21 protein-coding genes are annotated in these 24,828 nt (G+C 71.2%); 17 read left to right on the top strand and 4 right to left on the bottom strand.

Features of this window, described 5'->3' with window-relative positions; translation table 11 throughout:
* Positions 1-47: 47 nt before the first annotated feature.
* The 3 genes from sepH to ABZS40_RS18070 form a co-directional block, all read right to left on the bottom strand.
* Complete coding sequence (gene sepH / locus ABZS40_RS18080; RefSeq protein ID WP_354944359.1) at positions 48-1,124, bottom strand: septation protein SepH; 1,077 nt, start codon at positions 1,122-1,124, stop codon at positions 48-50.
* 185 nt (positions 1,125-1,309) lie between these two features.
* Complete coding sequence (gene serC, locus ABZS40_RS18075; protein WP_354944358.1) at positions 1,310-2,437, bottom strand: phosphoserine transaminase; 1,128 nt, start codon at positions 2,435-2,437, stop codon at positions 1,310-1,312.
* 195 nt (positions 2,438-2,632) lie between these two features.
* Positions 2,633-3,739, bottom strand: a complete 1,107-nt coding sequence (locus ABZS40_RS18070; protein ID WP_110564647.1) for a citrate synthase 2 — start codon at positions 3,737-3,739, stop codon at positions 2,633-2,635.
* A gap of 279 nt (positions 3,740-4,018) precedes the next feature.
* Here ABZS40_RS18070 and pdxH point away from each other — a divergent pair, with 279 nt between their 5' ends.
* From pdxH to ABZS40_RS18035, 7 genes are all read left to right on the top strand, one after another.
* The gene (pdxH, locus tag ABZS40_RS18065; RefSeq protein WP_354944461.1) at positions 4,019-4,648 is read left to right on the top strand and encodes a pyridoxamine 5'-phosphate oxidase; all 630 of its coding nucleotides are present in this window, start codon (positions 4,019-4,021) and stop codon (positions 4,646-4,648) included.
* Positions 4,645-5,943 carry an MFS transporter gene (locus tag ABZS40_RS18060; RefSeq protein WP_354944357.1) on the top strand — a complete coding sequence of 433 codons (1,299 nt, stop codon included), beginning with the start codon at positions 4,645-4,647 and terminating at the stop codon, positions 5,941-5,943. Before pdxH ends, ABZS40_RS18060 begins: the two co-directional genes overlap by 4 nt.
* 18 nt (positions 5,944-5,961) lie before the next feature.
* Positions 5,962-6,891 (top strand): aldose 1-epimerase family protein, encoded by a 930-nt coding sequence (locus ABZS40_RS18055; RefSeq protein ID WP_354944356.1) that lies wholly within the window; start codon positions 5,962-5,964, stop codon positions 6,889-6,891.
* Positions 6,891-7,493, top strand: a complete 603-nt coding sequence (locus tag ABZS40_RS18050; protein WP_238681945.1) for a nitroreductase family protein — start codon at positions 6,891-6,893, stop codon at positions 7,491-7,493. The genes ABZS40_RS18055 and ABZS40_RS18050 overlap by 1 nt, the downstream gene beginning before the upstream one ends.
* A 187-nt stretch (positions 7,494-7,680) precedes the next feature.
* Positions 7,681-7,986, top strand: coding sequence for a type II toxin-antitoxin system VapB family antitoxin (locus tag ABZS40_RS18045; protein ID WP_030329612.1), 306 nt, complete (start codon positions 7,681-7,683; stop codon positions 7,984-7,986).
* Between the two features lie 44 nt (positions 7,987-8,030).
* The gene (locus ABZS40_RS18040; RefSeq protein ID WP_354944355.1) at positions 8,031-9,194 is read left to right on the top strand and encodes an acyl-CoA dehydrogenase family protein; all 1,164 of its coding nucleotides are present in this window, start codon (positions 8,031-8,033) and stop codon (positions 9,192-9,194) included.
* A 99-nt stretch (positions 9,195-9,293) separates the two neighbouring features.
* A complete protein-coding gene (locus ABZS40_RS18035; RefSeq protein WP_354944354.1) occupies positions 9,294-10,148 on the top strand; it encodes a DUF4230 domain-containing protein in 855 nt (284 codons plus the stop codon).
* 308 nt (positions 10,149-10,456) lie between these two features.
* Here the strand turns inward: ABZS40_RS18035 and ABZS40_RS18030 are convergent, their stop codons facing one another.
* A complete protein-coding gene (locus ABZS40_RS18030; RefSeq protein ID WP_030486383.1) occupies positions 10,457-10,666 on the bottom strand; it encodes a PspC domain-containing protein in 210 nt (69 codons plus the stop codon).
* A gap of 465 nt (positions 10,667-11,131) precedes the next feature.
* Between ABZS40_RS18030 and ABZS40_RS18025 the strand changes: the two genes are divergently transcribed.
* The 10 genes from ABZS40_RS18025 to ABZS40_RS17980 all read left to right on the top strand — a co-directional run bounded on the left by ABZS40_RS18025 (position 11,132) and on the right by ABZS40_RS17980 (position 24,713).
* Positions 11,132-12,502, top strand: coding sequence for an L-serine ammonia-lyase (locus ABZS40_RS18025; RefSeq protein ID WP_354944353.1), 1,371 nt, complete (start codon positions 11,132-11,134; stop codon positions 12,500-12,502).
* A 71-nt stretch (positions 12,503-12,573) separates the two neighbouring features.
* The gene (locus tag ABZS40_RS18020; RefSeq protein WP_354944352.1) at positions 12,574-13,401 is read left to right on the top strand and encodes an ABC transporter permease; all 828 of its coding nucleotides are present in this window, start codon (positions 12,574-12,576) and stop codon (positions 13,399-13,401) included.
* A gap of 1 nt (position 13,402) precedes the next feature.
* Entirely contained in the window at positions 13,403-14,149 is a 747-nt protein-coding gene (locus tag ABZS40_RS18015) for an ABC transporter ATP-binding protein (protein WP_354944351.1), read from the top strand.
* Positions 14,150-14,190: 41 nt separating this feature from the next.
* Positions 14,191-16,203 (top strand): DUF5941 domain-containing protein, encoded by a 2,013-nt coding sequence (locus ABZS40_RS18010; protein ID WP_354944460.1) that lies wholly within the window; start codon positions 14,191-14,193, stop codon positions 16,201-16,203.
* Positions 16,204-16,217: 14 nt separating this feature from the next.
* On the top strand, positions 16,218-18,428 hold the full coding sequence (locus tag ABZS40_RS18005) for a bifunctional glycosyltransferase family 2 protein/CDP-glycerol:glycerophosphate glycerophosphotransferase (RefSeq protein WP_354944350.1): 2,211 nt from the start codon (positions 16,218-16,220) through the stop codon (positions 18,426-18,428).
* Between the two features lie 124 nt (positions 18,429-18,552).
* A complete protein-coding gene (locus ABZS40_RS18000) occupies positions 18,553-19,851 on the top strand; it encodes an ABC transporter ATP-binding protein (protein ID WP_354944349.1) in 1,299 nt (432 codons plus the stop codon).
* 93 nt (positions 19,852-19,944) lie between these two features.
* A complete protein-coding gene (locus ABZS40_RS17995; RefSeq protein WP_354944348.1) occupies positions 19,945-20,955 on the top strand; it encodes a hypothetical protein in 1,011 nt (336 codons plus the stop codon).
* 61 nt (positions 20,956-21,016) lie between these two features.
* On the top strand, positions 21,017-21,481 hold the full coding sequence (locus ABZS40_RS17990; protein WP_354944347.1) for a DUF4442 domain-containing protein: 465 nt from the start codon (positions 21,017-21,019) through the stop codon (positions 21,479-21,481).
* Positions 21,482-21,540: 59 nt separating this feature from the next.
* Positions 21,541-22,344: a beta-phosphoglucomutase family hydrolase gene (locus ABZS40_RS17985; protein WP_354944346.1), complete on the top strand. Its 804-nt coding sequence runs from the start codon at positions 21,541-21,543 to the stop codon at positions 22,342-22,344.
* Positions 22,341-24,713, top strand: a complete 2,373-nt coding sequence (locus ABZS40_RS17980; RefSeq protein ID WP_354944345.1) for a glycoside hydrolase family 65 protein — start codon at positions 22,341-22,343, stop codon at positions 24,711-24,713. Before ABZS40_RS17985 ends, ABZS40_RS17980 begins: the two co-directional genes overlap by 4 nt.
* Positions 24,714-24,828: the final 115 nt, after the last annotated feature.

The raw sequence follows: 24,828 nt of genomic DNA, 5'->3' as shown, positions 1-24,828 counted from the left end.
ACGCTCGCGTTGGCGGGTGACGCACTGTCACCCGCCAACGCGAAGCGTCAGGAAGATTCGCGGGCGGCCGGGCCGCTGCCGAAGAGCACGTCGTCCCAGCTCGGCAGCCGCTTGCGTGGCTTGCCGTTGGCGTCGGTGGACTCGCCGGCGGCCGCCGCAGCGCCCGTCCGGCGGGGCCGCAGCACCGCCAGCGACGGCACGGCCGGCACCTCCTTGGGCGCGTCCGAGTCATCGTCGAAGGCCGAGCCCTGGCCACCGCCGAGCAGCGCGGCGGCACCCCCACCGACGGGCCGTTGCCGAGGAGCGTCCGACCCGGCGAGGGCAGCCGGGGTACGCGGCTCAAGCCCGCGACCCGACGAGCCGCCGAGCGGGCGGTCCAGTGAGGCGAGCAGGGCGTCACGGCCGGCCCGGATCGGATCACGGCCAGGACGCGGGTGCTCGGACGCCGCCGGCAACCCGTGCCCACCACGACTCGGCTCACCGCGCTTCGGACCAGGCAGGGCGTGCCCGCCCCGCTCCGGTGCCGGCTCCTGGCCGAGGATCGGCGTGGGGCGCTCGGCGCACAGGTACTGCGCCATGTCGTCGTGCGGCGTGACCACCTGCCGGGCCTTGTCCATGTCCCAGATGGCCTGCGCGGTGGCCTTGCCGGACGGCCAGGTGGCGAGGATCCGCCAGGTGCCGTCGTCGCGCCGGTAGGCGTCCCAGGAGATCTTCTCGGTGTCGATGCCGTGCTGGCTCAGCCGACCGTTGACCACCTCGGCGAGCGGGGTGGGCTTCTCCGCGCCCTTGAGGCGGGTGCGACGGGCGTGCTGGGCGAGCATCGCCCGCTCCTGCAACACCGGGCCGGCATAGCGCAGCACCCGGTCGACCGGCACGCCAGCGATGCGGGCGACATCCTCGGCGGACTCACCGGAGCGGATGCGGGCCTGGATGTCGCGAGGAGACAGTGAGGGAATCGGATCGACGGTGGTCGGTGCCACCGCGAGCGGCGGGGCACCCGGCTCGGGGTGCATCACGCCGGCGATGCGTTCGTCGATCGGCAGGGCGAGAAGTCGCCCCACTTCGTCGGCGAGCACCAGGGCCTGGCCGTCCTCGGAGAGGGCGACGAAGCGTACTGGGCGCATAGCGTTGCCTCCGTCCCGCTTCGCTGACCGCACGCCACGAGTCGGCCACCCAGGCGTCTCGGACCACCGTACGCGCATCTGCCTCGGGGTGGGGGAAGCGACACCCCGCATGTCGTGACTGAGCTGCGGCGATGATCACGGTCGGTGTCCGTGGAGGCTCCAACGGACACCGACCGTGACGAACGTCAGAGTCGCTCGACCACGTAGTCGATGGACGCGGTGAGCGCCTCGACATCGGCCGGCTCGACGGCCGGGAACAGCGCCACCCGCAGCTGGTTGCGACCAAGCTTGCGGTAGGGCTCAGTGTCCACGATGCCGTTGGCGCGCAGCGCCTTGGCGATCGCGGTGGCGTCCACCCCGTCGGCGAAGTCGATGGTGGCGACCACGTTGGAGCGCAGCGCCGGGTCGGTGACGAACGGAGTGGCCACGCTGGACCGCTCGGCCCAGCCGTAGACCGCGGCGGCGCTCTCGGCGGTGCGCTTCGCCGCCCAGGACAGGCCACCCTGCGCGTTCATCCAGTCGGTCTGTTCGGCGGCCAGGAAGATGGTGGCCAGCGCCGGGGTGTTGTAGGTCTGCTCCAGCCGCGAGTTGTCGATCGCGGTGACCAGGTCGAGGAAGGCGGGGATGTAGCGCCCGGACGCCTTGATCTCGGCGGCCCGGTCCAGTGCTGCCGGGGACATCAGGGCCAGCCAGAGACCGCCGTCGGAGCCGAAGCACTTCTGCGGGGCGAAGTAGTAGACGTCGGTCTCACCGACGTTGACCTCCAGGCCACCCGCGCCGGAGGTCGCGTCGACCAGCAGCAGCGCGCCCTCGTCGGCACCGGCCACCCGGCTGATCGGGACGGCCACACCGGTGGAGGTCTCGTTCTGCGGCGTCGCGTACGCGTCCACGCCGGACTCGGCGACCAGGGTCGGCGCGCTGCCCGCGTCGGACTTGCGGACTGTCGGCTCACCCAGGAACGGGGCGTCCTTGACCGACTTGGCGAACTTGGCGCCGAACTCGCCGAAGCTGGCGAACTGGGCCCGGTCGCGAATCAGGCCGAAGGTGGCGACCTCCCAGAACGCTGTGGTGCCACCGTTGCCGATCACCACCTCGTAGCCCTCGGGCAGCGAGAAGAACTCGGCGATGCCGGAGCGCAGCCGGGCCACCTGGTCACGGACCGTCTTCTGCCGGTGCGAGGTGCCGAGGTAGGTGGTCGCGACCTCGGCGAGAGCGGACACCGCCGCCGGGCGGACCTTGGACGGGCCGCAGCCGAAGCGTCCGTCGGCGGGCTTGATCTCATCGGGAATCCGGATGATCGGTGCGTCAGCCACGGTCTTGAAGATCCTTCCGCAAGGGCGAGGGCGGGCCCGGCGACACTGCCGGCCCTCATCCTCGCACCCGGGCCGGGCGGCGACGGGCGCGGTCCCGGCGGTCGGTCTGAGTCCTTCGCCACAGTCGGCCCCGTAGACGTCGAGACGGGCCCCTCCTCGACGCCCGGCGTCGGGGAGGGGCCCTTTCCTACCAGCTCAGACGCCGTGCGGGATGGCCGCCCAGCCCTCGACGTCGGACGGCTTGCGGGTCTCCGGGCCCAAGTAGCGGGCGGACGGGCGGACCAGCCGCTGGAGGCGCTTCTGCTCCAGGATGTGCGCGCTCCAGCCACCCATCCGTGCGCAGGTGAACATCGAGGTGAACATGTGCGCCGGCACCTCGGCGAAGTCCAGCACCACGGCCGACCAGAACTCGACGTTGGTGGCCAGCACCCGGTCCGGGCGGCGGGCCTGAAGCTCGGCGAGGGCGGCCTTCTCCAGCGCCTCGGCGATCTCGAAGCGCGGCGCGCCCAGCTCCTTGGCCGTACGCCGGAGCACTCGGGCGCGCGGGTCCTCGGCACGGTAGACGCGGTGGCCGAAGCCCATCAACCGCTCGCCGCGGTCGAGGACGCCCTTGACGTAGCCCTCCGCGTCGCCGCTGCGCTCCACCGCCTCCAACATGCTCAGCACCCGGGACGGGGCGCCGCCGTGCAGCGGGCCGGAGAGGGCGCCGATGCCCGACGAGATGCAGGCGGCCGCGTCCGCCCCGGTGGAGGCGACGATGCGAGCGGTGAAGGTGGACGCGTTCAGGCCGTGCTCGGCGGCCGAGATGAAGTACGCGTCGACGGCCTTGACGTGCCGCGGGTCGGGCTCGCCGCGCCAGCGCTTCATGAACCGCTCGACGATGGTCTGCGCCTTGTCGATCTCCTTCTGCGGCACCGCCGGCAGGCCGAGGCCGCGGGCGGACTGGGCGACGAAGGAGAGCGCGGTCACCGAGACCCGGGCGAGATCCTCACGGGCCTGCTCGTCGGAGATGTCCAGCAGTTGGTTGAGACCCCAGTACGGGGCCAGCATGGCGACCGCGGACTGCACGTCGACGCGGATGTCACCGGAGTGCACCGGCACCGGGAACGGCTCTGCCGGCGGCAGGCCCGGCCCGAACCGGCCGTCGACCAGCAGTGCCCACACGTTGCCGAACGACACCTGGCCGATCAGATCCTCGATGTCGACTCCGCGATAGCGCAGCGCACCGCCCTCACGGTCAGGTTCGGCGATCTCGGTCTCGAAGGCGACGACGCCCTCCAGCCCGGGTTTGAAATCGGCCATGTCGCTCTCCTGGATCTGGTAGGTGCGCCCGATCGCTCATCCGGCCCGATCGGCCGAGCGCCTTAGGCGACCCTCAGGGATGTGTTCGGAACATACTGCCTGCTGAGTAAGGGATACGCGACCCGCTGCGACTGTGCTGCACGCGACATCCCCGGACGCGCATTCTCCGCCCGGCTCAGTGAGACTGGGGCAGGGCGGGCTGGTCAGCGCGGGAGGGTGCTGGCGGGGCCCGCGAAAAGGAGTGGGGACGTGACGGGTGACACACCCGCCCCGGCCGCGATGCGTAACGAGTACGCCGCGGACCTGGGCCTGACCGAGGCTGACCTGGCCAGCGACTGGCACACCCAGTTCGACAGTTGGTTCGCCGACGCGGTGGCCTTCGGGCTGTCCGAACCCAACGCCATGGTGGTGGGCACCGCCGACTCGGCCGGCCGGCCGAGCGGGCGGACGGTGCTGCTGAAGGGGTACGACCCGGAGGGCTTCGTCTTCTTCACCAACCACCTGTCGCGCAAGGGCGTCGAGGCGACCGCCAACCCGTACGCCAGCCTGGTCTTTCCGTGGTTTCCCATGCAGCGTCAGGTGGTGGTCGCCGGGCGGGTCGAGCACGTCGACCGCGCCACGAGCGAGGCGTACTTCGCCAGCCGGCCGCGCGGCTCCCAACTGGGTGCCTGGGCCAGCCCGCAGTCCCAGGTGGTGTCGGGTCGGGCGGCGCTGGAGCAGCAGTACCAGGAGGCGGCCGAGCGGTTCGCCGACCAGGCCGAGATCCCGACCCCGTCGCACTGGGGCGGGCTGCGGGTCCAACCCGAGTCGGTGGAGTTCTGGCAGGGCCGCGCCGGCCGGTTGCACGACCGGCTCCGCTTCCGTCGCCTCGACGAGGGTGGCTGGGTCGTCGAGCGGTTGGCGCCGTGACGGGTGTGCGGGAGAACCGGCCGCGCGCAGCGCGCCGCTGGGCGATCGACGTACGCCCGCTGCGGGTTCCGGCGTACCGCCGGCTCTGGCTCGGCAACACCGTGGCGATGTTCGGCTTCCAGTTCACCGCCGTCGCGGTGCCGGTGGAGATGTACGCCCTGACCCGGGACTCGTTCTGGGTGGGCCTGCTGGGAGTGGCCGCCTTCGTACCGTTGCTGGTCTTCGGGCTCTGGGGTGGCGCGGTCGCCGACGCCCGCGACCGGCGTGCCGTGCTGCTCGGCGGCTCATTGTTGCTCTGGGCATCCACTCTCGGGCTGCTGCTCCAGGCGGTGCTGGACGTGCGCAGCCCGGTGCTGCTGCTGGCGTTGATGGCGTTGCAGTCGGTGGCGTTCGCGATCAGCTCGCCGGCCCGCAGCGCCATGCTGCCCCGGCTGGTGCCGGAAGACCTGGTGGCGTCCGCGACCACCCTGAACTACACGACCTTCACCGCCGCCTCGGTCGCCGGCCCGCTCGCCGCCGGCCTGATCCTCTCCGCCTCGCCGGACACCGCTGTGGTCCTGCCGATCGCCTACGGGCTGGACGCGGTGCTGTTCACGGCGATGCTCTGGGCCGCGTTGCGGCTGCCCTCGCTCCCGCCCGAGCCCACCGCCGACGGCCAGGCCCGACGTGCCGGCCTGGCCAGCGTCGTCGACGGGTTCCGCTACCTGGCCACCACCCCGGTCCTGCTGCTGTCCTTCGGGGTGGACCTGATCGCGATGATCCTCGCCATGCCACGGGCCCTCTTTCCGGAGATCGCGCACGAACGCTTCGGCGGCGGTGGCTCTGTCGGTCTGCTCTACAGCGCCATCGCGATCGGCTCGATGATCGGTGGGTTGACCTCCGGCTGGATCGGCCGGCTCCGCCGCCAGGGGCTCGGCCTGGTGCTCGCGGTGGTCGGCTGGGGCCTGGCCATCGCCGCGGCCGGGTTGGCCCACCAACTCTGGCTGATGGTCGTGCTGCTCGCCGTGGCCGGCGCCGCCGACCTGATCAGCGCGGTGCTGCGTCAGTCGATGCTGCTGGTCTACGCACCGGACCGGATGCGCGGTCGACTTCAGGGCGTCAACACTGTCGTGGTGGCGGGTGGCCCACGCCTGGGTGATCTGCGCGCCGGCACCATGGCCGCCGGGTTCGGCGGCGGGGTGGCCTGGGTGGCCGGTGGGCTCGCCTCCGCGGTGCTCGTGGTGGTGCTCGCTGTCGCGTTCCCGGCGCTGCTGCGTTACCGGGCGGCGACGGCGTCGAGCGACAACCGGGCCTGACCGGTTAGGGTCGCCGGCATGGAAAGCCCCGATCCGCGCCCGTTCTCCGGCGCCCAGTGGACCATCTCCGCCGCCGGTCACGAGGCCGTCATCGTGGAGGTCGGCGGTGGGCTCCGGACGTACCGGCACGACGGTGTCGACCTTCTCGACGGGTACCAGACCGACGAGGTCTGCCCCGGTTGCACCGGGCAGGTGCTGGCACCCTGGCCGAACCGGATCCGCGATGGTCGCTACCCGTTCGGCGGGCAGACGCACCAGCTCGCACTGACCGAGCCGGAGCGGCGCGTGGCCATCCACGGGCTGGTCAACTGGGTGCCGTGGCAGTTGCTGGAGCAGTCGGCGGACGCCGTGACTGTCGGCTACGACCTGCCGCCGCAGCCCGGCTATCAGTGGCCGCTGCGGCTGCGCAGCCGGTGGAGCGTCGACGCGGACGGGCTGCGCGCCGAGCACGAGGTGACCAACATCGGCGGGGAGCTGGCACCATTCGGCTTCTCCGTGCACCCGTACCTGCAACTGCCGGGCGTCGCTGTGGACGACCTGGTGCTGCGGCTGCCCACCCGGAGCCGGGTGCTGGTGGACGGTCGGTTGCTGCCGGTGGGGGTGACCCCGGTGGCCGGCACCGAGTACGACTGGACCAGCCCCCGGCGGATCGGCGCGGCCGTGCTGGACTCCTGCTTCGGCGAGGTGATCCGGGACGCCGACGGCGGTTCGTCGGTGAGCCTCGCCGCTCCGGACGGTTCGGCCGGAGTGCGCATCTGGGCGGACGCCGAGTTCGGCTGGTGGCAGGTGTTCACCGGGGACGCCCTCACCGGCGAACGGCACCGCCGCTCGGTGGCGGTCGAGCCGATGACCTGCCCACCGGACGCGTTCCGGTCGGGCAAGGACCTGCTCACCCTCAAGCCCGGCACCACCTGGCGAGGTGCCTGGGGCATCCGCCCCGGCGCCTGATGGAGTTCGCCGAGGTCGTCCGCCGTCGACGGATGGTGCGCAACTACGACCCGGACCGCCCGGTCCCGCCCGACGTGGTGGACCGGCTGCTCGACCACGCGGTCCGCGCGCCGTCGGCCGGCTTCGCCCAGGGCTGGGGTTTCCTGGTGTTGGAGGAGCCGGCCGATCGGGAACGGTTCTGGGCCGCCACCACCCCCGATGGCGGTGGGCGGGAGCGCTGGCTCGCGGGCATGCGCAGGGCGCCCCTGATCGTGGTGCCGCACGCCAACGAGTCGGCCTACCTGCGGCGGTACGCGGAGCCGGACAAGGGTTGGACTGATCAGTCCACGGACCGGTGGCCGGTGCCGTACTGGCACGTGGACGCCGGCTTCGCGGCGTTGCTGATGCTGCTCACCGCTGTGGACGAGGGGCTGGGGGCGTGCTTCTTCGGCATTCCGCCGCAGCGGCTGGCCGCCTACCGGGACGCGTTCGGCGTGCCGGCGGAGTACCAACCCATCGGTGCCGTCACAATCGGTTACCGGGCAGCTGACCATCGGTCACCATCGTTGCGCCGTGGGCGTCGCCCAATGGACGAAGTCGTGCGGCGCGGCCGGTGGAACTGAGGCGGACGTCCCGTTCGTCCGGTTGAGGATCGGACGAGCGATAGCGAAACTGACATCAGGGAGCAGAACGTAGCGTGCGCTGGGCGGCTAGGCTGGCACGGTCATCGGTGCCGCGCCGCGCGGTGCCCGCCGCGGCCCGGCTCGGCGCCGTCGGTCGGCCCGGCCACGGGGAGGGGAGCGTGCCGTCGTGATCTTCAGAGCGGTCCGGGACGGGCGTCCCTATCCGGAGCACAATCTGACGCTCAAGCAGTGGGCGGAGATTCCGCCGCGGCCACTGCGCCTGGATCAGATGATCACCACCAAGCGCGAGCTGGCGCTCGACAAGCTCCTCGCCGAGGATTCCACCTTCTACGGTGACCTCTTTCCGCACGTCGTGCAGTGGAACGGCGGGCTCTACCTGGAGGACGGGCTGCACCGGGCGCTGCGCGCCGCCCTCCAGCAGCGCAACCAGATCCACGCGCGAGTGCTGGTGCTCTCCGAGCCGATCGAGTGACGAGCCCTTCTTTCGTGCGCTGAACCTTCGTTAGGGTGGCGTCCATGACCGCTCCGCTGGACCTGCTCGACCTGGACCCGTCGCTCAGCGAGGAGGAGCGGCAGATCCGCGATGTCGTCCGCCAACTCGTCGACGACCGGGTGCGACCCCACGTCGCCGACTGGTACGAGGACGGCCGGGTGCCCGCCCGGGAGTTGGCCCGCGAGTTCGGCAAGCTCGGCCTGCTCGGCATGCACCTGAGCGGCTACGGCTGCGCCGGCGCCTCCGCGGTCGCCTACGGGCTGGCCTGTCAGGAGTTGGAAGCCGGCGACTCCGGCCTCCGTTCCCTGGTCTCCGTGCAGGGATCGCTCGCCATGTACGCCATCTGGCGCTACGGCAGCGAGGAGCAGAAGCAACGCTGGCTGCCGTCGATGGCCACCGGTGAGGCCATCGGATGCTTCGGCCTGACCGAGCCGGACCACGGCTCCGACCCCGCCTCGATGGCCACCCGAGCCCGCCGCGACGGCGACGACTGGGTGCTCGCCGGCGGGAAGATGTGGATCACCAACGCTCCGATCGCGGACGTCGCGGTGATCTGGGCCCGCACCGACGAGGGCGTACGGGGTTTCGCCGTACCCATGGACACGCCCGGCGTCACGGCCCGGGAGATCCGCCGCAAGATGTCGCTGCGCGCGTCGGTGACCGGCGAGATCGTGCTCGACGACGTCCGGCTCCCGGTCGACGCGCAACTGCCCGAGGCGGTCGGGCTCAAGGCGCCGCTGAGCTGCCTCACCGAGGCCCGCTACGGCATCGTCTGGGGCGCGCTCGGCGCGGCCCGCGACTGCCTGGAGACCACCCTGGCGTACGCGACCACCCGCACCCAGTTCGGTCGCCCACTGGCCGGCTTCCAGCTCACCCAGGCGAAGCTCGCCGACATGGCCGTCGAGTTGGTGAAGGGGCAACTGCTCGCGCTGCACCTGGGCCGGCTCGCCGACGCCCAGCGGCTGCGGCCCGAGCAGGTCAGCGTGGGCAAGCTGAACAACGTGCGGGAGGCGCTGGCCATCGCCCGGCAGTGCCGCACCATTCTCGGCGCCAACGGTGTCTCCGGTGAGTACCCGGTGATGCGGCACGCCAACAACCTGGAGAGCGTGCTGACCTACGAGGGCACCTCCGAGATCCACCAACTGGTCATCGGGCAGCGGCTCACCGGGCTTTCCGCGTTCGCCTGACCTGCCCGTTTGTCGCTTCCTGGCGCTCGCCGCGCGAGTGTCGTAACGGGGCCGTACCGTCATTGACAGACGACGTGTCTGACGAGGACGGTGAGGGTGATGGCCCGCGACGCTGGCAGCAACGAGCCCACGAGAGAGTTCCCCGGTTACCCGACCGGCGACGATCTCAAGGCGCGGTCGAGCGCGACACCCGAGTGGAGCACTGATACGCCGGGTGACCCCGGTGGGCCTGGTGGTCCCGCTGGCCCTGGTGGTCCTGGTGAGCCGGGTGGACCGACGAGCGGTGGCGATGGCCCCGGTGGTGGCGGTGGCGGTGGGGCGGCCCGCGGTCTGCTCCTGCTGCTCGGCGCCGCCGCGCTGGCCGTGGTCGTGCTGCTCGGCATCCAGGCGACCGGCATCCTGCCGGAGTTCCGCAACCCGTTCGCCAAGGAGCAGACCGACCGCAGTCAGCCACCGCTGCTGAAGTCGATCCAGGACCTCAGCCGCTACGTGGCCGCGGAGGGCAACTTCCAGGTCGTGGTCGACACGCAGAACGACCGGCGCAACGTTCCGGACTTCCTGCTCAACGAGCGCACCCTGTTCGTCGGGGCTGGCAGCGTCGAGGCGTACGTCGACTTCACCAAGATCGCTGAGGGCGCCATCGTCCAGTCCGCCGACGGCAAGTCGGTCGAGATCAAGCTGCCCGCGCCGCAGCTCGGCGAGACCAACCTCGACATGGAGAAGAGCTACGTCTTCGCCGAGCAGCGCGGTCTGCTCAACCGACTCGGTGACCTGGTCGGCAACGACCCCAACCGGCAGCAGCAGGTCTACCAGCTCGCCGAGGACCGGATCACCGCCGCCGCCCGGGACAGCGGGCTCTCCGCCCGAGCCGAGGAGAACACCCGCAAGATGCTGGAGGGGCTGCTCCGCTCCCTCGGCTACCAGCAGATCACTGTGACCTACGTGGCTCCCTGACCTGCCCCTCCGTACGCCGAAGCGCCCGCACCGACTCCCGTCGGGACGGGCGCTTCCGTCTGGTGCTCGCGCGGATAGGTCTGCGACTGCTCCGCGGGTGCGTCTGTGAATGCCACGCGCGTGGGTGCGTCCCCAAGCCGAGCGTTCTTAAGGAGAGCCCGGCACGTCCACCTTCGCTCCGCTCCGTTGCCGATTTGCCGGATTTTAGGCGTCGAGCGGGCTGCGGTACGAGCAATCTTGGACAGTTTCCGTTAGCTCTTAGCGGAAACTGTCCAAGATCTCGGATTACCTGGGCGGTGCGGGCGGGATCAGTGCCCGGTGGAGGCGAGGTAGCGGTCCTCGTTCGGCATCAGCACCCACAGGATCAGGTAGACGATCACCTGCGTGCCGGGCAGCAGCAGCGACAGCAGGAACAGCAGCCGGACCATGCCGGCCGACATGCCGAACCGCCGCCCGAGGCCGGCGCAGACACCGGCGATCATGCGCCCCTCGCGGGGCCGGACCAGTTTGCGACTCATCGTCGTACTCCCACTCTGCGGCGGTGCGCCGCGTCTGCAATCCACGGTAGAAAGGGATGGCCACCTTGCCCTCGGTCCCGAGGACGAGCGGCGACCCGTGGACCCGTAGGTGCATTACCCGGGCAACCCCGCACTGACGCCTCCCCGCGCAGCCTGCCTGCCCGCGCGCCGTTGAGTCAGGACCGCGCCGATCTTGCAGTTTCTGTCATTGATGTGCCCTGATATGCCCTTTATGTCGCGACAGAAGCTGCAAGATCGCGGGGCGGGGCGGGGCGGGGGTGGGGACGGTGTTCACGTCCCGGACCGGGTGGGCGGTGAGCTGGGCGGGTAGGCTGGCTGATCGGCCTTCCACACCCCGGAGGGCCGGCACCCCATACCCCGGACGGTCACGAGCGGGGCCGCCAGACCGGCGGTCACGACCCGGCCGGGTCCCGTACGCCGGGACGACGGCGAGGAAGCGCGGCCATGATCAGTGTTTTCGACCTCTTCAGCGTCGGTATCGGGCCGTCCAGCTCGCACACGGTGGGGCCGATGCGGGCCGCGCGGACGTTCGTCGGCGGGCTGAAGGCCGACGGGCTGCTCACGGACACGGCGCGGGTGCAGGCCGAGCTGTTCGGCTCGCTGGGTGCCACCGGGCACGGCCACGGCAGCGGTCCGGCGGTGCTGCTCGGGTTGGCCGGCGAGTCGCCGGAGACGGTCGACACTGACACCGTCGGCCCTCGGGTCGAGCGGATCCGGGCCGAACGGCGGATCAACATCCTCGACGCGCACGAGATCGACTTTGACCCGGATCGGGACCTGACGCTGCACCGCCGCCGGTCGTTGCCGTACCACCCGAACGGGATGACCTTCGTGGCGTACGACGGGGCCGGCGCCGAGCTGCGCAGCCGCACCTACTACTCCGTCGGTGGCGGGTTCGTCGTGGACGAGGCGGCGGCCGGGGCGGACCGGATCAAGCCGGACAGCACAGCGGTGCGGTACCCCTTCCTGACCGGGGCGCAGCTGCTCGACGTCACCACCCGCACCGGGCTGTCGATCAGCGAGGTGATGCTGGCCAACGAGCGTTCCTGGCGCAGCGAGGCGGACATCCGGGCCGGTCTGCTGGAGATCTGGCGGGTGATGCAGGAGTGCGTGCAGCGCGGCTGCGAGCGGGACGGCGTACTCCCTGGGGGGTTGAAGGTTCGGCGGCGCGCGGCGGAGCTGCGGCGCGGCCTGGAGGCGGAGGCCGGGTCGACCGACCCGCTGCACGTGATGGACTGGGTGACGCTGTTCGCGCTCGCTGTCAACGAGGAGAACGCCGCGGGCGGCCGGGTGGTCACCGCGCCGACCAATGGCGCGGCCGGGATCATTCCGGCGGTACTGCACTACTACACCCGGTTCGTGCCGGACGCCGATGACGACGGTGTGGTGCGGTTCCTGCTGACGGCGGGAGCGATAGGTGTGCTCTTCAAGGAGAACGCCTCGATCTCGGGAGCCGAGGTGGGCTGCCAGGGTGAGGTCGGTTCGGCGTGCTCGATGGCGGCGGCGGGGCTGGCCGAGGCGCTCGGTGGCACCCCGGAGCAGGTGGAGAACGCTGCCGAGATCGGGATGGAGCACAACCTGGGGTTGACCTGTGACCCGGTGGGTGGCCTGGTGCAGATCCCCTGCATCGAGCGGAACGCGGTGGCTAGCATCAAGGCGATCACGGCCGCCCGGCTGGCGCTGCGCGGCGACGGGGTGCACAAGGTGTCGCTGGACAAGGTCATCAAGACCATGCGGGAGACGGGCGCCGACATGAAGGTCAAGTACAAGGAGACGGCGCGTGGCGGTTTGGCCGTCAACGTGATCGAGTGCTGAGTCCGGTCGATTCGGGGCAATCGTTCACCGACTGCTAACCTGTCGTCCGTTTCAGGAGGCGGGAGGCTGCGGTGACCTCTGGCGTCGCGGCGTTGTGGTCGCACCGCAACTCGCTGCGCATCCTGGTCAGGCGGGATCTGGCGGTCAAGTACCAGCAGTCGGTGCTGGGCTACTTCTGGTCGTTGATCGAGCCGCTCGGCATGGGCGCCATCTACTGGTTCGTCTTCGGGGTGCTCTACTCCTCCGACACCGGTCGGCACCTCGGTGAGGCGGCCGGGTCGTACCCGTTGTTCCTGATCACCGGCATCTTCGCCTGGATGTGGACCAGTTCGGCACTGAGCGAGGCGACGAACGCACTCACCGGCCAGTCCCGGCTGATCACCACGATGAACGTGCCCCGTCAGGTCTTCCCGATCGGCCGGGTCACCGGACGGTTCGCGGAGTACGCGGCCGGCCTGCCGATCCTGATCGCCATCGCGGTGATCTACGCGGTGCACGGTCGGATCCACCCCGGTTGGTCGCTGCTCTCCCTGCCGCTGGCGGTGGCCGTCCAGGCCGTCCTGTTGACCGGGCTCGCCCTGCTGCTGTCCGCGTGGAACGTGCTGATGCGCGACGTGGAACGGTTGATGCGGCTGATCATCCGGGTGCTCTTCTACGCCACGCCGATCATCTATCCGCTCAGCCTGGTCCGGGAGTCCGGGCTGCCCGGCTGGTTGAAGGTGGTGTACGAGCTGAACCCGCTGGTCGGGATCTTCCAGCTGCACCACGCGATCTGGTATCCGGACGAGTTCCCGGACGCCCGGCTGCTCGCCACCACGATCGTCGGCAGTGTGCTGGTGCTGGCCGCCGGTTGGTGGTCGTTCCGCCGGTTGGAGCCCGCAGTGCTCAAGGAGCTCTGACGTGGCCGCGCCGATCATCGAGGCGGACGGCCTGGGCATCCGGTTCGTCCGTAACCGTCGCCGCCAGCTTCGGCTGCGGGAGTTGTTCATCCACCGGGGCGGCCGTGGCGCGTTGCCCGGCCAGTTCTGGCCGTTGCGGGACGTGTCGTTCACCGTGCAGCCCGGCGAGACCGTCGGGGTGATCGGGCGCAACGGCACCGGCAAGAGCACCCTGCTGCGGCTGATCGCCGGGGTGCTCATTCCGGATGAGGGCGGCATCCGGGTGCACGGCGCTGTGGCGCCGTTGCTGGAGTTGTCCGCCGGTTTCTCCAACGACCTGACCGGGCGGGAGAACCTGCACCTGGTCGGTGGGCTGCACGGACTGTCGACGGGCTACCTGAAGCGGCACTTCGACGAGATCGTCGAGTTCGCCGGTGAGCAGGTGGAACGGGCCATCGACACGTCGGTTCGGCACTACTCGTCGGGGATGAAGGTGCGGCTGGGCTTCGCGATCATCTCGCACCTGCCGCACCCGATCCTGCTGATGGACGAGGTGACCGCGGTCGGGGACGCGGAGTTCCGCAAGAAGTGTTACGCGACGATTGATCGTCTGCTCGGGGAGGGGCGCACGCTCGTGCTGGTGTCACACAACGAAAAGGACCTGACCCGGTTCTGCCGTCGGGGGTTGTACCTCGACGCGGGCCGGTTGACGCTCGACGGCACCATCGGCGAGGCGCTCGACGCGTACCACGCCGCGGTTCCGCGGTGACGCTCGCGATCGTGCTCGCCGCCGGGACGCCCGCGGCGGGCCTGACCACCGCGACCGGTGAGCCGCTGGCCGACCGGCTGGCCGCCCAGTTGCGCCTGGCCGGGGCGGACGAGGTGCGCTTCGCCGCCACCCTCGACGAGCTGACCGACCTGGTCACCACCGCGACCGCCCCGGTGTTGATCACCGGCACGGACCTGGTCGCGCACACCGCCGTACTGCGGCACCTGGCCACCAGCCCGGTGGGGCCCACTGTGGCGCTGGTGCTCGGCGACCCGCCGGTCCCCGGTCGGACGGCGGTGCGGGAGGAGCGCGGGCAGGTGGTCGACGCCGGCGCGTTGGACTCCCTCGACGGCACCGCCACCGGCGTGTTCGGCGGCGCGCTGCGGGTCGGCGTGGACGATCTGCCGACCCTCGCGGCCGCCGCCCGGGCCGCCGCGTCGGGGATGCTCCCCGTCGCCGCCCCGATCGGCCCGGCCGGCGACGTGGCGCCGCTTCCGGCGATCGGCAGGGGGCCCGGGGGATCGGTCGCGGCCGGTGGCCCCGGGTCCGCCGTGGACCAGCTCTTCGCGGGTCTCGCGGCGCTCGGCACCCTGGTCTTCGCCCAGCGGGTACGCCTGCTCGTCGCCCACCGGGTCGAGGACCAGGCCGGGCTGACCGCTGCCGAGGCGGCGGTGACAGCTGTCGACGAGGACCGGGCCGAGCTGCGGTTGTCGGTGAAGGAGAAGGACGACTTCTTCTCCACCTACTTCGTCAGCACCTGGTCGCCGTACGTGGTCCGGCTCTCGGCCCGGCTCCGGCTCACCCCGACCGGGGTGACGGTGATCTCGGTGCTCTTCGCGCTGGGCGCGGCGGTGCTGTTCGGGGTCGGTGGGCGGCCCGCGCTGGTCGGTGGCGCGGTGCTGCTCTACCTGGGCTTCGTGCTGGACTGCGTGGATGGCCAGCTGGCCCGCTACACCCGGCACTTCAGCGCCTGGGGTGGCTGGCTGGACACGATGGCGGACCGGGCCAAGGAGTACCTGGTCTACGCCGGGCTGGGCTTCGGGGTGAGTCACGCCGGGCTGGGCAACGGGTGGGCGCTGGCGATCGCCGCGATGACGTTGCAGACCGTCCGGCACATGACCGACACCTGGTACGGGGTGCTGCACGACGAGGCGGCCCGTCGCCCGCGTACGGCGACGAACGCCAGCGGCGGGATCGGTGACCGGCTCAACGCGGCGTCGACCCGGGTGCAGGCGGACACCGGCTCGGTGTCGTACTGGCTGAAGCGGACAGTGGTCTTCCCGATCGGTGAGCGGTGGGCGCTGATCGCGCTGACCGTGGCGCTGTTCAACCCGCTGGTCAGCCTGATCGCCGTGCTGGTCTGGGGGGTGCTGGCGTTCGCGTACACCGGGGCGCTGCGGACGCTGCGGGCCCGCTGGATGTGGGTGCCGGTGCTGGACACTGTCGATGCCACACTGCACCGCGACGACGGGCCGTTGGCCCGCTGGTTGCCGGTGGTCCGTCCGATGGGGCCGCTGACCCTGGCGGTGATCGCCGCGCTCGGCCCGGCGGCGCTGCTGGCCGGGGCGGTGCTGAGTGACGAGCCCGACGGGCTGCGCTGGGCGGTGCCGGTGGCGCTGCTGGTGCTGCTGGTCGGTGGCCTGGGCGCCGGGGCGGCGCACAACGGCCCGTTGGACTGGCTGGTGCCAGCGGCGCTGCGGGCCGCCGAGTACCTGTTCGCCATCGCGGTCGGGGTGGTCGGTGCGGTGCCCGGCTGGCTGATCTTCGGGTACGTCTTCGTGCTCACCGTGCACCACTACGACCTGACCGCCCGGCTGGAGAAGCGGCAGACGGCACCGCCGCTGCACGCGGCAACGCTGGGCTGGGAGGGGCGCTCGGTGCTGCTGGCCCTCGCGGCGATCGGCGGTATTGCGGGTATCGGACTGACTACACTGGGTGCGTACCTTCTCGTGGTTTTCGTGGTGAGCGTCGTCCTGGCCTGGTTCGTGCGACCGGCCCGTAGCGCGCGGGCGTCGGTGGCGCCGGCGGGCGCTGGAGGTGCCGTGCCGCGCTGACGGAGGGCGGCCGGATGACCCTGATCAGCTTCGTGGTGCCGGCCTTCCGGGTGCAGGGATACCTGCGGGAGTGCCTGGACTCCATCCTCGGTCAGCCGGAGACCGACATCGAGGTGATCGCCGTCGACGACTGCTCGCCGGACGCCAGCGGCGACATCATCGACGAGTACGCGGCCCGCGACCGGCGGGTCCAGTCGGTCCGGCTTCCGGAGAACGTCGGCCTCGGTCCGGCCCGCAACATCGGGCTGGACCGGGCCGCCGGTGAGTACGTGTGGTTCCTCGACGGCGACGACTGGCTGGCTCCGGAGTGCCTGACCGAGGTCGCCGAGCGCTTGCGGGTCACCCGTCCGGACGTCCTGCTGGTCGACCATGTCCGCACCCACTGGAACGACACCGCCACCCGCAGCGCGATGGCCGAGGTGTTTCCGGAGTCGCCGGGCCCGGGCACCTTCCGGTTGCGGGACCGGCCGCGAGCGATGCACCTGCTGCACACCGCATGGAACCGGCTGGTCCGTCGGGAGTTCCTCGCCGACCTGGGGCTGCGCTTCGCGCCCGGCTGGTACGAGGACGTCTCGTTCAGCTACCCGGTGCTGATGGCCGCGCACCGGATCGGCGTACTGGATCGGGTCTGCGTCAACTACCGCCAACGCCGTGCCGGCGCGATCACCCGGACCCGGGGTGACCGGCACTTCGAGGTCTTCCCGCAGTGGCACCGGGTCTTCCACCTGATGGATTCGTGGGGGTCGGCGACGGAGGCCCTGCGCCCGGCGGTCTTCGAACGGATGATCTGGCACTACCTGACAGTGCTCGGCAACGGTCAGCGGATCGCGCCGGAGCTGCGGGAGGCGTTCTTCGCGCAGATCACCGCCGACTACGAGCGCTGGCTGCCGCCCGGCGGTTATCCGGTTCCGGACGGGGTCGAGGGGATCAAGCACAAGCTGGTCGCCTCGGGTCGGTGGCGCACCTTCAGCGCGTTGCGGGCCGCCAGCCGGGCCCGCGACGCCGCCCGCCGGCACACCCGCACCGCCCGGCGCACTGTCGGGCCGGTCGCCCGGCGCGGTGCCCGGCTGACCCGCGACGGGCTGCTGCGCGAGTACTACCGGGCCGAGATGCGGCGGCCGGTCGACCCGACGCTCGCGGTGTACGCGGCGTACTGGTACCGGGGTTACTCCTGCAACCCGGCGGCCATCTACGAGGTCGCCCGCCGGTTGGCGCCGGGGGTGCGCGGGGTGTGGGTGGTGCGCCGGGACCGGGTGGACACCGTGCCGGCCGGGGTGGAGTACGTGGTGGCCGGCACGCCGACGTACTACCGGGTGCTCGCCCGCGCCCGGTGGTTGGTCAACAACGTCAACTTTCCGGACTTCGTCCGCAAGCGACCGGAACAGGTGCACGTGCAGACCCACCACGGCACGCCGGTCAAGGTGATGGGGCTGGATCAGCAGCGCTACCCGATCGGCGCGGGCCGGATGGACTTCGCCGGGCTGCTGCGCCGGGTGGACCGCTGGGATTACAGCGTCAGCGCCAACAGCTTCTCCACCCAGATGTGGGACCGTGCGTACCCGGCCACGTACACCACCCTGGAGGTGGGCTACCCGCGCAACGACCGCCTGGTCACCGCCGGCCCGGACGAGGTGCGCCGACTCCGCGCGGAGTTCGGCCTCGACCCCGACGAGCAGGTCGTCCTGTACGCCCCGACGCACCGCGAGCACCTGCCCGGCTACCGGCCGCCGTTCGACCCGGACCGGTTCGTCCAGGCGCTGGGTGACTCGGGCCGGTTGTTGATGCGCAGCCACTACTTCCACGACCGTGATCGAGGTCCTGGCCAGCCGAAGGACTGGGAGCGGGTCCGTGACGTCAGCGGCCATCAGCGGGTGGAGGACCTCTACCTGGTGGCGGACGTGCTGGTCACCGACTATTCGTCGGCCATGTTCGACTATGCCGTTCTGGACCGGCCGATCGTGCTCTACACCCCGGACTGGGAGGCGTACCGGCTCGCCCGGGGGGTCTACTTCGACGTCACTGCCGAACCGCCGGGCGCGGTAGCGTCCACTTTCGCCGATCTGCTCGACCTGTTCCGTACCGACGGAGTGCGCTCGGACGCGGCGGCGAAGGCCCGCGAGCATTTCCGGACCCGGTTCTGCACGTTGGACGACGGACGGGCGGCGGAGCGGGTGGTGCGGCAGGTGTTCCTCGGTGAGCCGGGCGAGCGGTCCACGCGCTGCTGATCAAGGCTTCTGTCGTGTAATAGCAGCGTCATCGATCGAACATGAGACGTTTACCCGATGTCACAGACCCATGATCCTGGTCACAGTCTTGTGGGGTTCGGCCGACGCGCTGAGGGGGAAGACGGTGAGCACCGTCACGCTCAAGGATGTGACCAAGGTTTTCCGGGATGGCACGCTGGCCGTCGACAGCGTCAACCTCGATGTGAACGACGGCGAGTTCATGGTGCTGCTTGGGCCGTCCGGGTGCGGCAAGTCGACAGTGCTGCGAATGATCGCCGGGTTGGAGGAACCGACCACCGGAGCGGTCATGCTCGACGGGGAGTTGGCGAACGACCTCCCCCCACGGGACCGCAAGATCGCCATGGTCTTCCAGGACTTCGCCCTCTACCCGCACATGACCGTCGGCGACAACATCGCGTTTCCGCTGCGGCTGGCCGGGGTCGAGCCGGAGCCGCGGGGCGAGCGGGTCAGCGACGTGGCGAGCGCGCTGGGCATCGGTGACGTGCTGGCCCGCAAGCCGGGTCAGCTCTCCGGCGGGCAGCGGCAGCGGGTGGCCATGGGCCGCGCGATCGTCCGCCGGCCGGGCCTGTTCCTGATGGACGAGCCGCTGTCCAACCTGGACAGCGGCCTGCGGGCCGAGTTGCGCGCGGAGATCTCCGGCCTGACCCGCGAGCTGGGCGTCACCACTGTCTACGTCACGCACGACCAGGCCGAGGCGCTCACCATGGCCGACCGGGTGGCCATCATGCGCCGCGGCGTGCTCCAGGACGTGGGCACACCGACCCAGGTGTACGGCCGACCGGCGACGCTCTACGTGGCGGCGTTCCTGGGCAGCCCACGGATGAACCTGTTGGAGGCGTCGGTCTACGTCCATCTCGACCGGTACGTCACGCTCAACCTCGGCGACCAGTCGCTCTACCTGCCCTGGAACGACATCCGCAGTCGGGCGGTGGCGCATTACCACGGTGAGCGGATCGTGGTCGGCATGCGGGCCGAGGCGCTCACCCCGGTCGCACCGGACAGCCCCGGCGACGTGCTGCGCGGGCGGATCCGCTACCTGGAGCATCACGGGCACGAGTCGTTGGCGTTCCTCGACATCGGCGCGACAGCGATCGTGGTCGACGAGATGGGCGCGCCGCAGGAGACGCCGCCGGTCGGCCAGCGCGGCCTGCGCCGGTTCGGCTCGGTGATGCAGCGGCTCACCGGCAAGCCGGTGGACGCGCAGGAGGCCCCGGCCAGTGGCGTCCAGACCAGCGTGCTCCCCGATCCGGGCCGGCACCACCGCCGCCCGGCGGAGCTGGCGGTACGGCTGGCGCCGTACCCGGCGGTCAGCGCCGGCCACCCGCTCGCCGTCTCCGTACGGATGGACGCCCTGCACTTCTTCGACGAGCGCGGCGACCGGATCGACGTGGGTTGGCGCTGACGACGTGCCCGGACGGGGTGGCGGGCCCACTGTCCAGTGACCTACCGTCTGCCCACCAGTCCACTGTGAAACACCACCGAGAGGGGTGCACCCGTGTCGGGTGACCGTCCCAGCCCGCTCGTCATCGAGCGCATCCTGCGGGATCGCGAGGGCATCTGGCAGCAGATCGTAACCGAGCGTGACCTCAACGCCCTGACCGGGCGGATGCTGGCCAGCTCCGCCATCGCGTTGGCCTGCTACGGGGCGGTGCTGGGCTTTTTCCACAGCCCGCTGATGGCGGTGACCTCGGCGGTGAAGCTGCCACTGCTGTTCCTGGTCACGCTGGTCATCTGCCTGCCCACGCTCTACCTGTTCAACCTGGTCTTCGGTGCCCGGCTCTCGGTGCGGCAGTCGTTGGCTCTGGTGATGGTGGCGATCACTGTCACCTCGATGCTCGCGGTGGCGTTCGCGCCGATCAGCCTGTTTTTCCTGATCACCGCCAACGACTACGGGTTCTTCAAGCTGCTCAACGTGGCGATCCTGACCCTGTCGGCGCTGGTCGGTCTGCGCTTCCTGACCAGCGGGATGCAGGTGCTCAACGACCACGGCCTGCTCGCGCCGGTGGCCGCCAACGCCACTGTCGGCGAGCAGGCCAGCGCCCCGGCGCCGGTCCAGGCCGTGCCGGCCGCGGTGCCCGTCGGGGCGACGCCGGCCGCCGCGCCGGTCGGTGGTCAGAGCGCCGAGCCGGTTGCCGTGCCGGCTGGGGCCGCCGTGGCCGAGTCGACTGCGAACGGTGCCGTGACCACCACGCCGGCTCCGACCCAGGTGCCGGCACAGTGGCCCGGGCAGCCGGCCGGTGCCTCGTTCCCGCCCGGCATGCTGCCGCCCGGCTACGTGGCGCAACGCCCGTTGGACGGCCGCCCGGTCCGACGCGGGGAGCCGACGCAGCGGCCGGCCAGCATGACCCTGCTCTACATCTGGATCCTGCTCTTCGGTTTCGTCGGCACCCAGCTGGCCTGGACGCTGCGCCCGTTCTTCGGCGACCCGGGCCAGGACTTCGCCTTCTTCCGCAGCATCGACGGCAACTTCTACGCGGAGATCCTGCGCACCATCGCCAACCTCTGAGCGTGCCCTGACGGCGAAGTCGCTGGTTGCCGGCCTGGTTACCGGTTAGTAACGTCAGGTCATGACTATCGACTCCCGCCAGGTGGCGGCCGGCATGCTGGAAGCGGTGCCGTTCGCTCGTACGCTCGGTATCGAGTTCGTCGAGGTGGCACCCGAGGCGGAGGGCGGCGTGCGGGCGGTCGTCCGGCTGCCCGACTCGCCGGCCACCCACAACCACATCGGCGGGCCGCACGCCGGCGCCATGTTCACCCTCGGCGAGACGGCCTCCGGCGCGGTCGTGCTGGCCGCCTTCGGGCAGCTGCTCGACCGGGCCGTGCCGTTGGCCGTCCGGGCCGAGATCGCCTACCGGAAACTCGCCATGGGTCCGGTGCTCGCCACCGCGCGACTCGGCCGGCCGGCGGCCGAGGTGACCGAGGAACTGGCCGCCGGTCAGCGCCCGGAATTCCCCGTCGCGGTCCAGATCGCCACCGAGGACGGCAAGCCGACCTCGGAGATGACAGTGATCTGGACGCTGCGACCGAACTGAAACACCCCAGGGCTGCCGAAATGGGTTTGCGGGCCCAGCGGGGTGGATAGATTCGTACCGTGCTGGGCCTACCTGCTCACGTGACCGCCTGTCTCTTCGATCTGGACGGTGTGCTGACGCAGACCGCCCGCGTACACAACGCCGCCTGGACGCAGACGTTCGACGAGTTTCTCCGCCAGCGCGCCACGGTCTCCGGCGAGCCGTTCCAACCGTTCGATCCGGGCCCGGACTACAACCGCTATGTCGACGGCCGCCCCCGGGCCGACGGCGTCCGGTCGTTCCTCGCCTCCCGGGGGATCGTGCTGCCCGAGGGCGGCCCGGACGACCCGCCGGAGGCCGAGACCGTCAACGGCCTGGGCAACCGCAAGAACGTCCTGCTGCTGCGACGTCTGCGTACCGCCGGCGTCGAGGTCTACCCGGGCTCGGTGCGGTATCTCAAGGCGGCGACCGCCGCCGGGCTCCGCCGAGCAGTGGTCACCGCCAGCGCGAACGGGGCTGAGGTGGTCGCCGCCGCCGGGTTCGAGCCGCTGCTGGAGGCCCGGGTGGACGGGCTGGTCGCTCGTGCGCAGGGGCTGCGCGGCAAACCACAGCCCGACACCTTCCTCGCCGGGGCCAGGCTGCTCGGCGTCGACCCGACGCAGGCAGCCGTCTTCGAGGACGCGCTCTCCGGGGTGGCCGCCGGCCGCGCCGGTGGCTTCGGCTACGTGGTCGGCGTCGACCGGGTCGGGCAGGCCGACGAGTTGCTCGCCCACGGCGCCGACATCGTGGTGACGGACCTCGCCGACCTGCTCGACGGCGCGGACCCACCGGCGCCGAACCGCACCGCGACCGACCCACTCGCCGCCGAACGAGGCTCCGGATGATTCGGGAGCGCGCCTATCCGGTAGAGCCGTGGCACGTCCGGGAGACCCGGCTGGACATGGACGTGCTGGCCCAGTCGGAGTCGGTCTTCGCGCTCTCCAACGGGCACGTCGGCCTGCGGGGCAACCTCGACGAGGGCGAACCACACGGCCTGCCCGGCACCTACCTCAACTCGTTCTACGAACTGCGTCCGCTGCCGTACGCGGAGGCGGGCTACGGCTTCCCCGAGTCCGGGCAGACCATCGTCAACGTCACCAACGGCAAACTGATCCGGCTGCTGGTCGACGACGAACCGCTCGACGTGCGCTACGGCGAACTCATCGCCCACGAGCGGATCCTCGACATGCGCGCCGGCACGCTGCACCGGGAGCTGCACTGGCGCTCGCCCGCCGGGCGGGAGGTCAAGGTCCGCAGCACCCGTCTCGTCTCGTTCACGCAGCGTTCCGTGGCCGCCATCAGCTACGAGGTGGAGGCCGTCGGCGGCCCGCTGCGGCTGATCGTGCAGTCCGAGCTGGTGGCCAACGAGTCGCTGCCCGCGCAGAGCAAGGACCCCCGGGTCGCGGCCGTGCTGGAGTCGCCGCTCCAGGCCGAGGAGGAGCTGACCACCCCCGACGGCGGGCAGTTGATCCACCGCACCAAGGTCTCCGGTCTGCGGGTCGCCGCCGCCATGGAGCACGAGGTGCACGGCCCGGACCACACCACCATCGAGTCCGAGGGATACCAGGACTGGGTGCGTACCACCATCGCCTGCGTGCTGCAGCCCGGCGAGAAGCTGCGGGTGATCAAGTATCTGACGTACAGCTGGTCGAGTCGCCGGTCCCTGCCGGCGCTGCGCGACCAGGTCGGCGCGGCACTGGCCGGTGCCCGGCTCGACGGGTGGGACGGGCTGCACCGGGAGCAGCGCAACTACCTCGACGCGTTCTGGGACGCCTCCGACGTGCTGGTCGAGGGCGACCCGGAGGTGCAGCAGGCGGTCCGGTTCGGGCTCTTCCACGTGTTGCAGGCCGGCGCGCGGGCCGAGCAGCGGCCGATCTCGGCGAAGGGGCTGACCGGCCCCGGTTACGACGGTCACGCCTTCTGGGACACCGAGATGTTCGTCCTGCCGGTGCTCACGTACACCCAGCCGAGCGCGGTGCGCAGCGCGTTGCAGTGGCGACACAGCACGCTGGACTCGGCGCGGGAACGCGCCGAGACGCTCAACCTCCGGGGCGCCGCCTTCCCCTGGCGGACGATCGGAGGCCCGGAATCATCCGGGTACTGGCCGGCCGGGACGGCGGCCTTCCACATCGCCGCCGACATCGCCGATGCCGTGCGCCGCTACGTGATGGTCACCGGGGACACCCAGTTGGAACGGGAGATCGGGCTGGAACTGCTGGTGGAGACCGCCCGGCTGTGGCGCTCGATCGGCCACCACGACCGACACGGGCAGTTCCACATCGACGGTGTCACCGGCCCGGACGAGTACACCGCCGTGAAGAACGACAACATCTACACCAACCTGATGGCGCAGCGGAACCTGCTCGCCGCCGCCGACGTGGTCATGCGCTACCGGGACGAGGCGTTCCACCTCGGGGTCACCGACGAGGAGGCCGCGAGCTGGCGGGACGCCGCCACCTCCATGCACGTCCCGTACGACGAGGAACTCGAGGTCCATCAGCAGGTGGAGGGCTTCACCCGACTCCAGGAATGGGACTTCACGCACACCCCGGCGGAGAAGTACCCGTTGCTACTGCACTATCCGTACTTCGAGCTGTACCGCAAGCAGGTGGTGAAGCAGGCCGACCTGGTCCTCGCCATGCACTGGCGGGGGGACGCCTTCACCCCCGAGGAGAAGGTGCGCAACTTCCTCTACTACGAGCGCCGCACCGTCCGCGACTCGTCGTTGTCGGCCTGCACCCAGTCGGTGCTCGCGGCCGAGGTGGGCCACCCCGAACTCGCGCACACCTACCTGCGTGAGGCCGCTCTGATGGACCTGCACGACCTCAACGAGAACACCCGCGACGGCGTACACATGGCGTCGTTGGCGGGCGCGTGGCTCGCCCTGGTCAGCGGGCTCGGCGGTCTGCGGGACCACGACGGCGAGCTGTCCTTCGCCCCCCGGCTCTCCAGCCGACTCAGTCGGTTGGAGTTCTCGCTCCAGTGGCGGGGGCTGGCGCTGCGGGTGGATGTCCGGCCGCACCAGACGACGTACTCGCTGCGCCACGGCGGCCCGGACGACGTGGTGGAGCTGCGCCACCACGACCAGATGCTGCGGGTGACCTGCGACGAACCGGTGACCGTGCCGGTGCCGCCGGCCGAGCCGTCCGGCCCGCCACCCGAGCAGCCACCGGGCCGGTCTCCGCTGATGCGGTTGCCCGAACGCGAACAGTGACGGGCGGGGCGGGAGTCTGCCCCCCCCCCCCCCCCCCCCCCCCGGGGGCCGGGGGGGCCCCCCCCCCCCCGGGGGGGGGGGGCCCCAAGCCGGCCCGGGGCCCCCCCCCCGACGG

It is taken from the genome of Micromonospora sp. NPDC005324 (genome assembly GCF_040607155.1).
Taxonomy (GTDB): Bacteria; Actinomycetota; Actinomycetes; order Mycobacteriales; family Micromonosporaceae; genus Micromonospora; species Micromonospora trifolii.
Note: the sequence above shows the minus strand (reverse complement) of the source record. Positions and strands in the feature narration are given on the sequence as shown.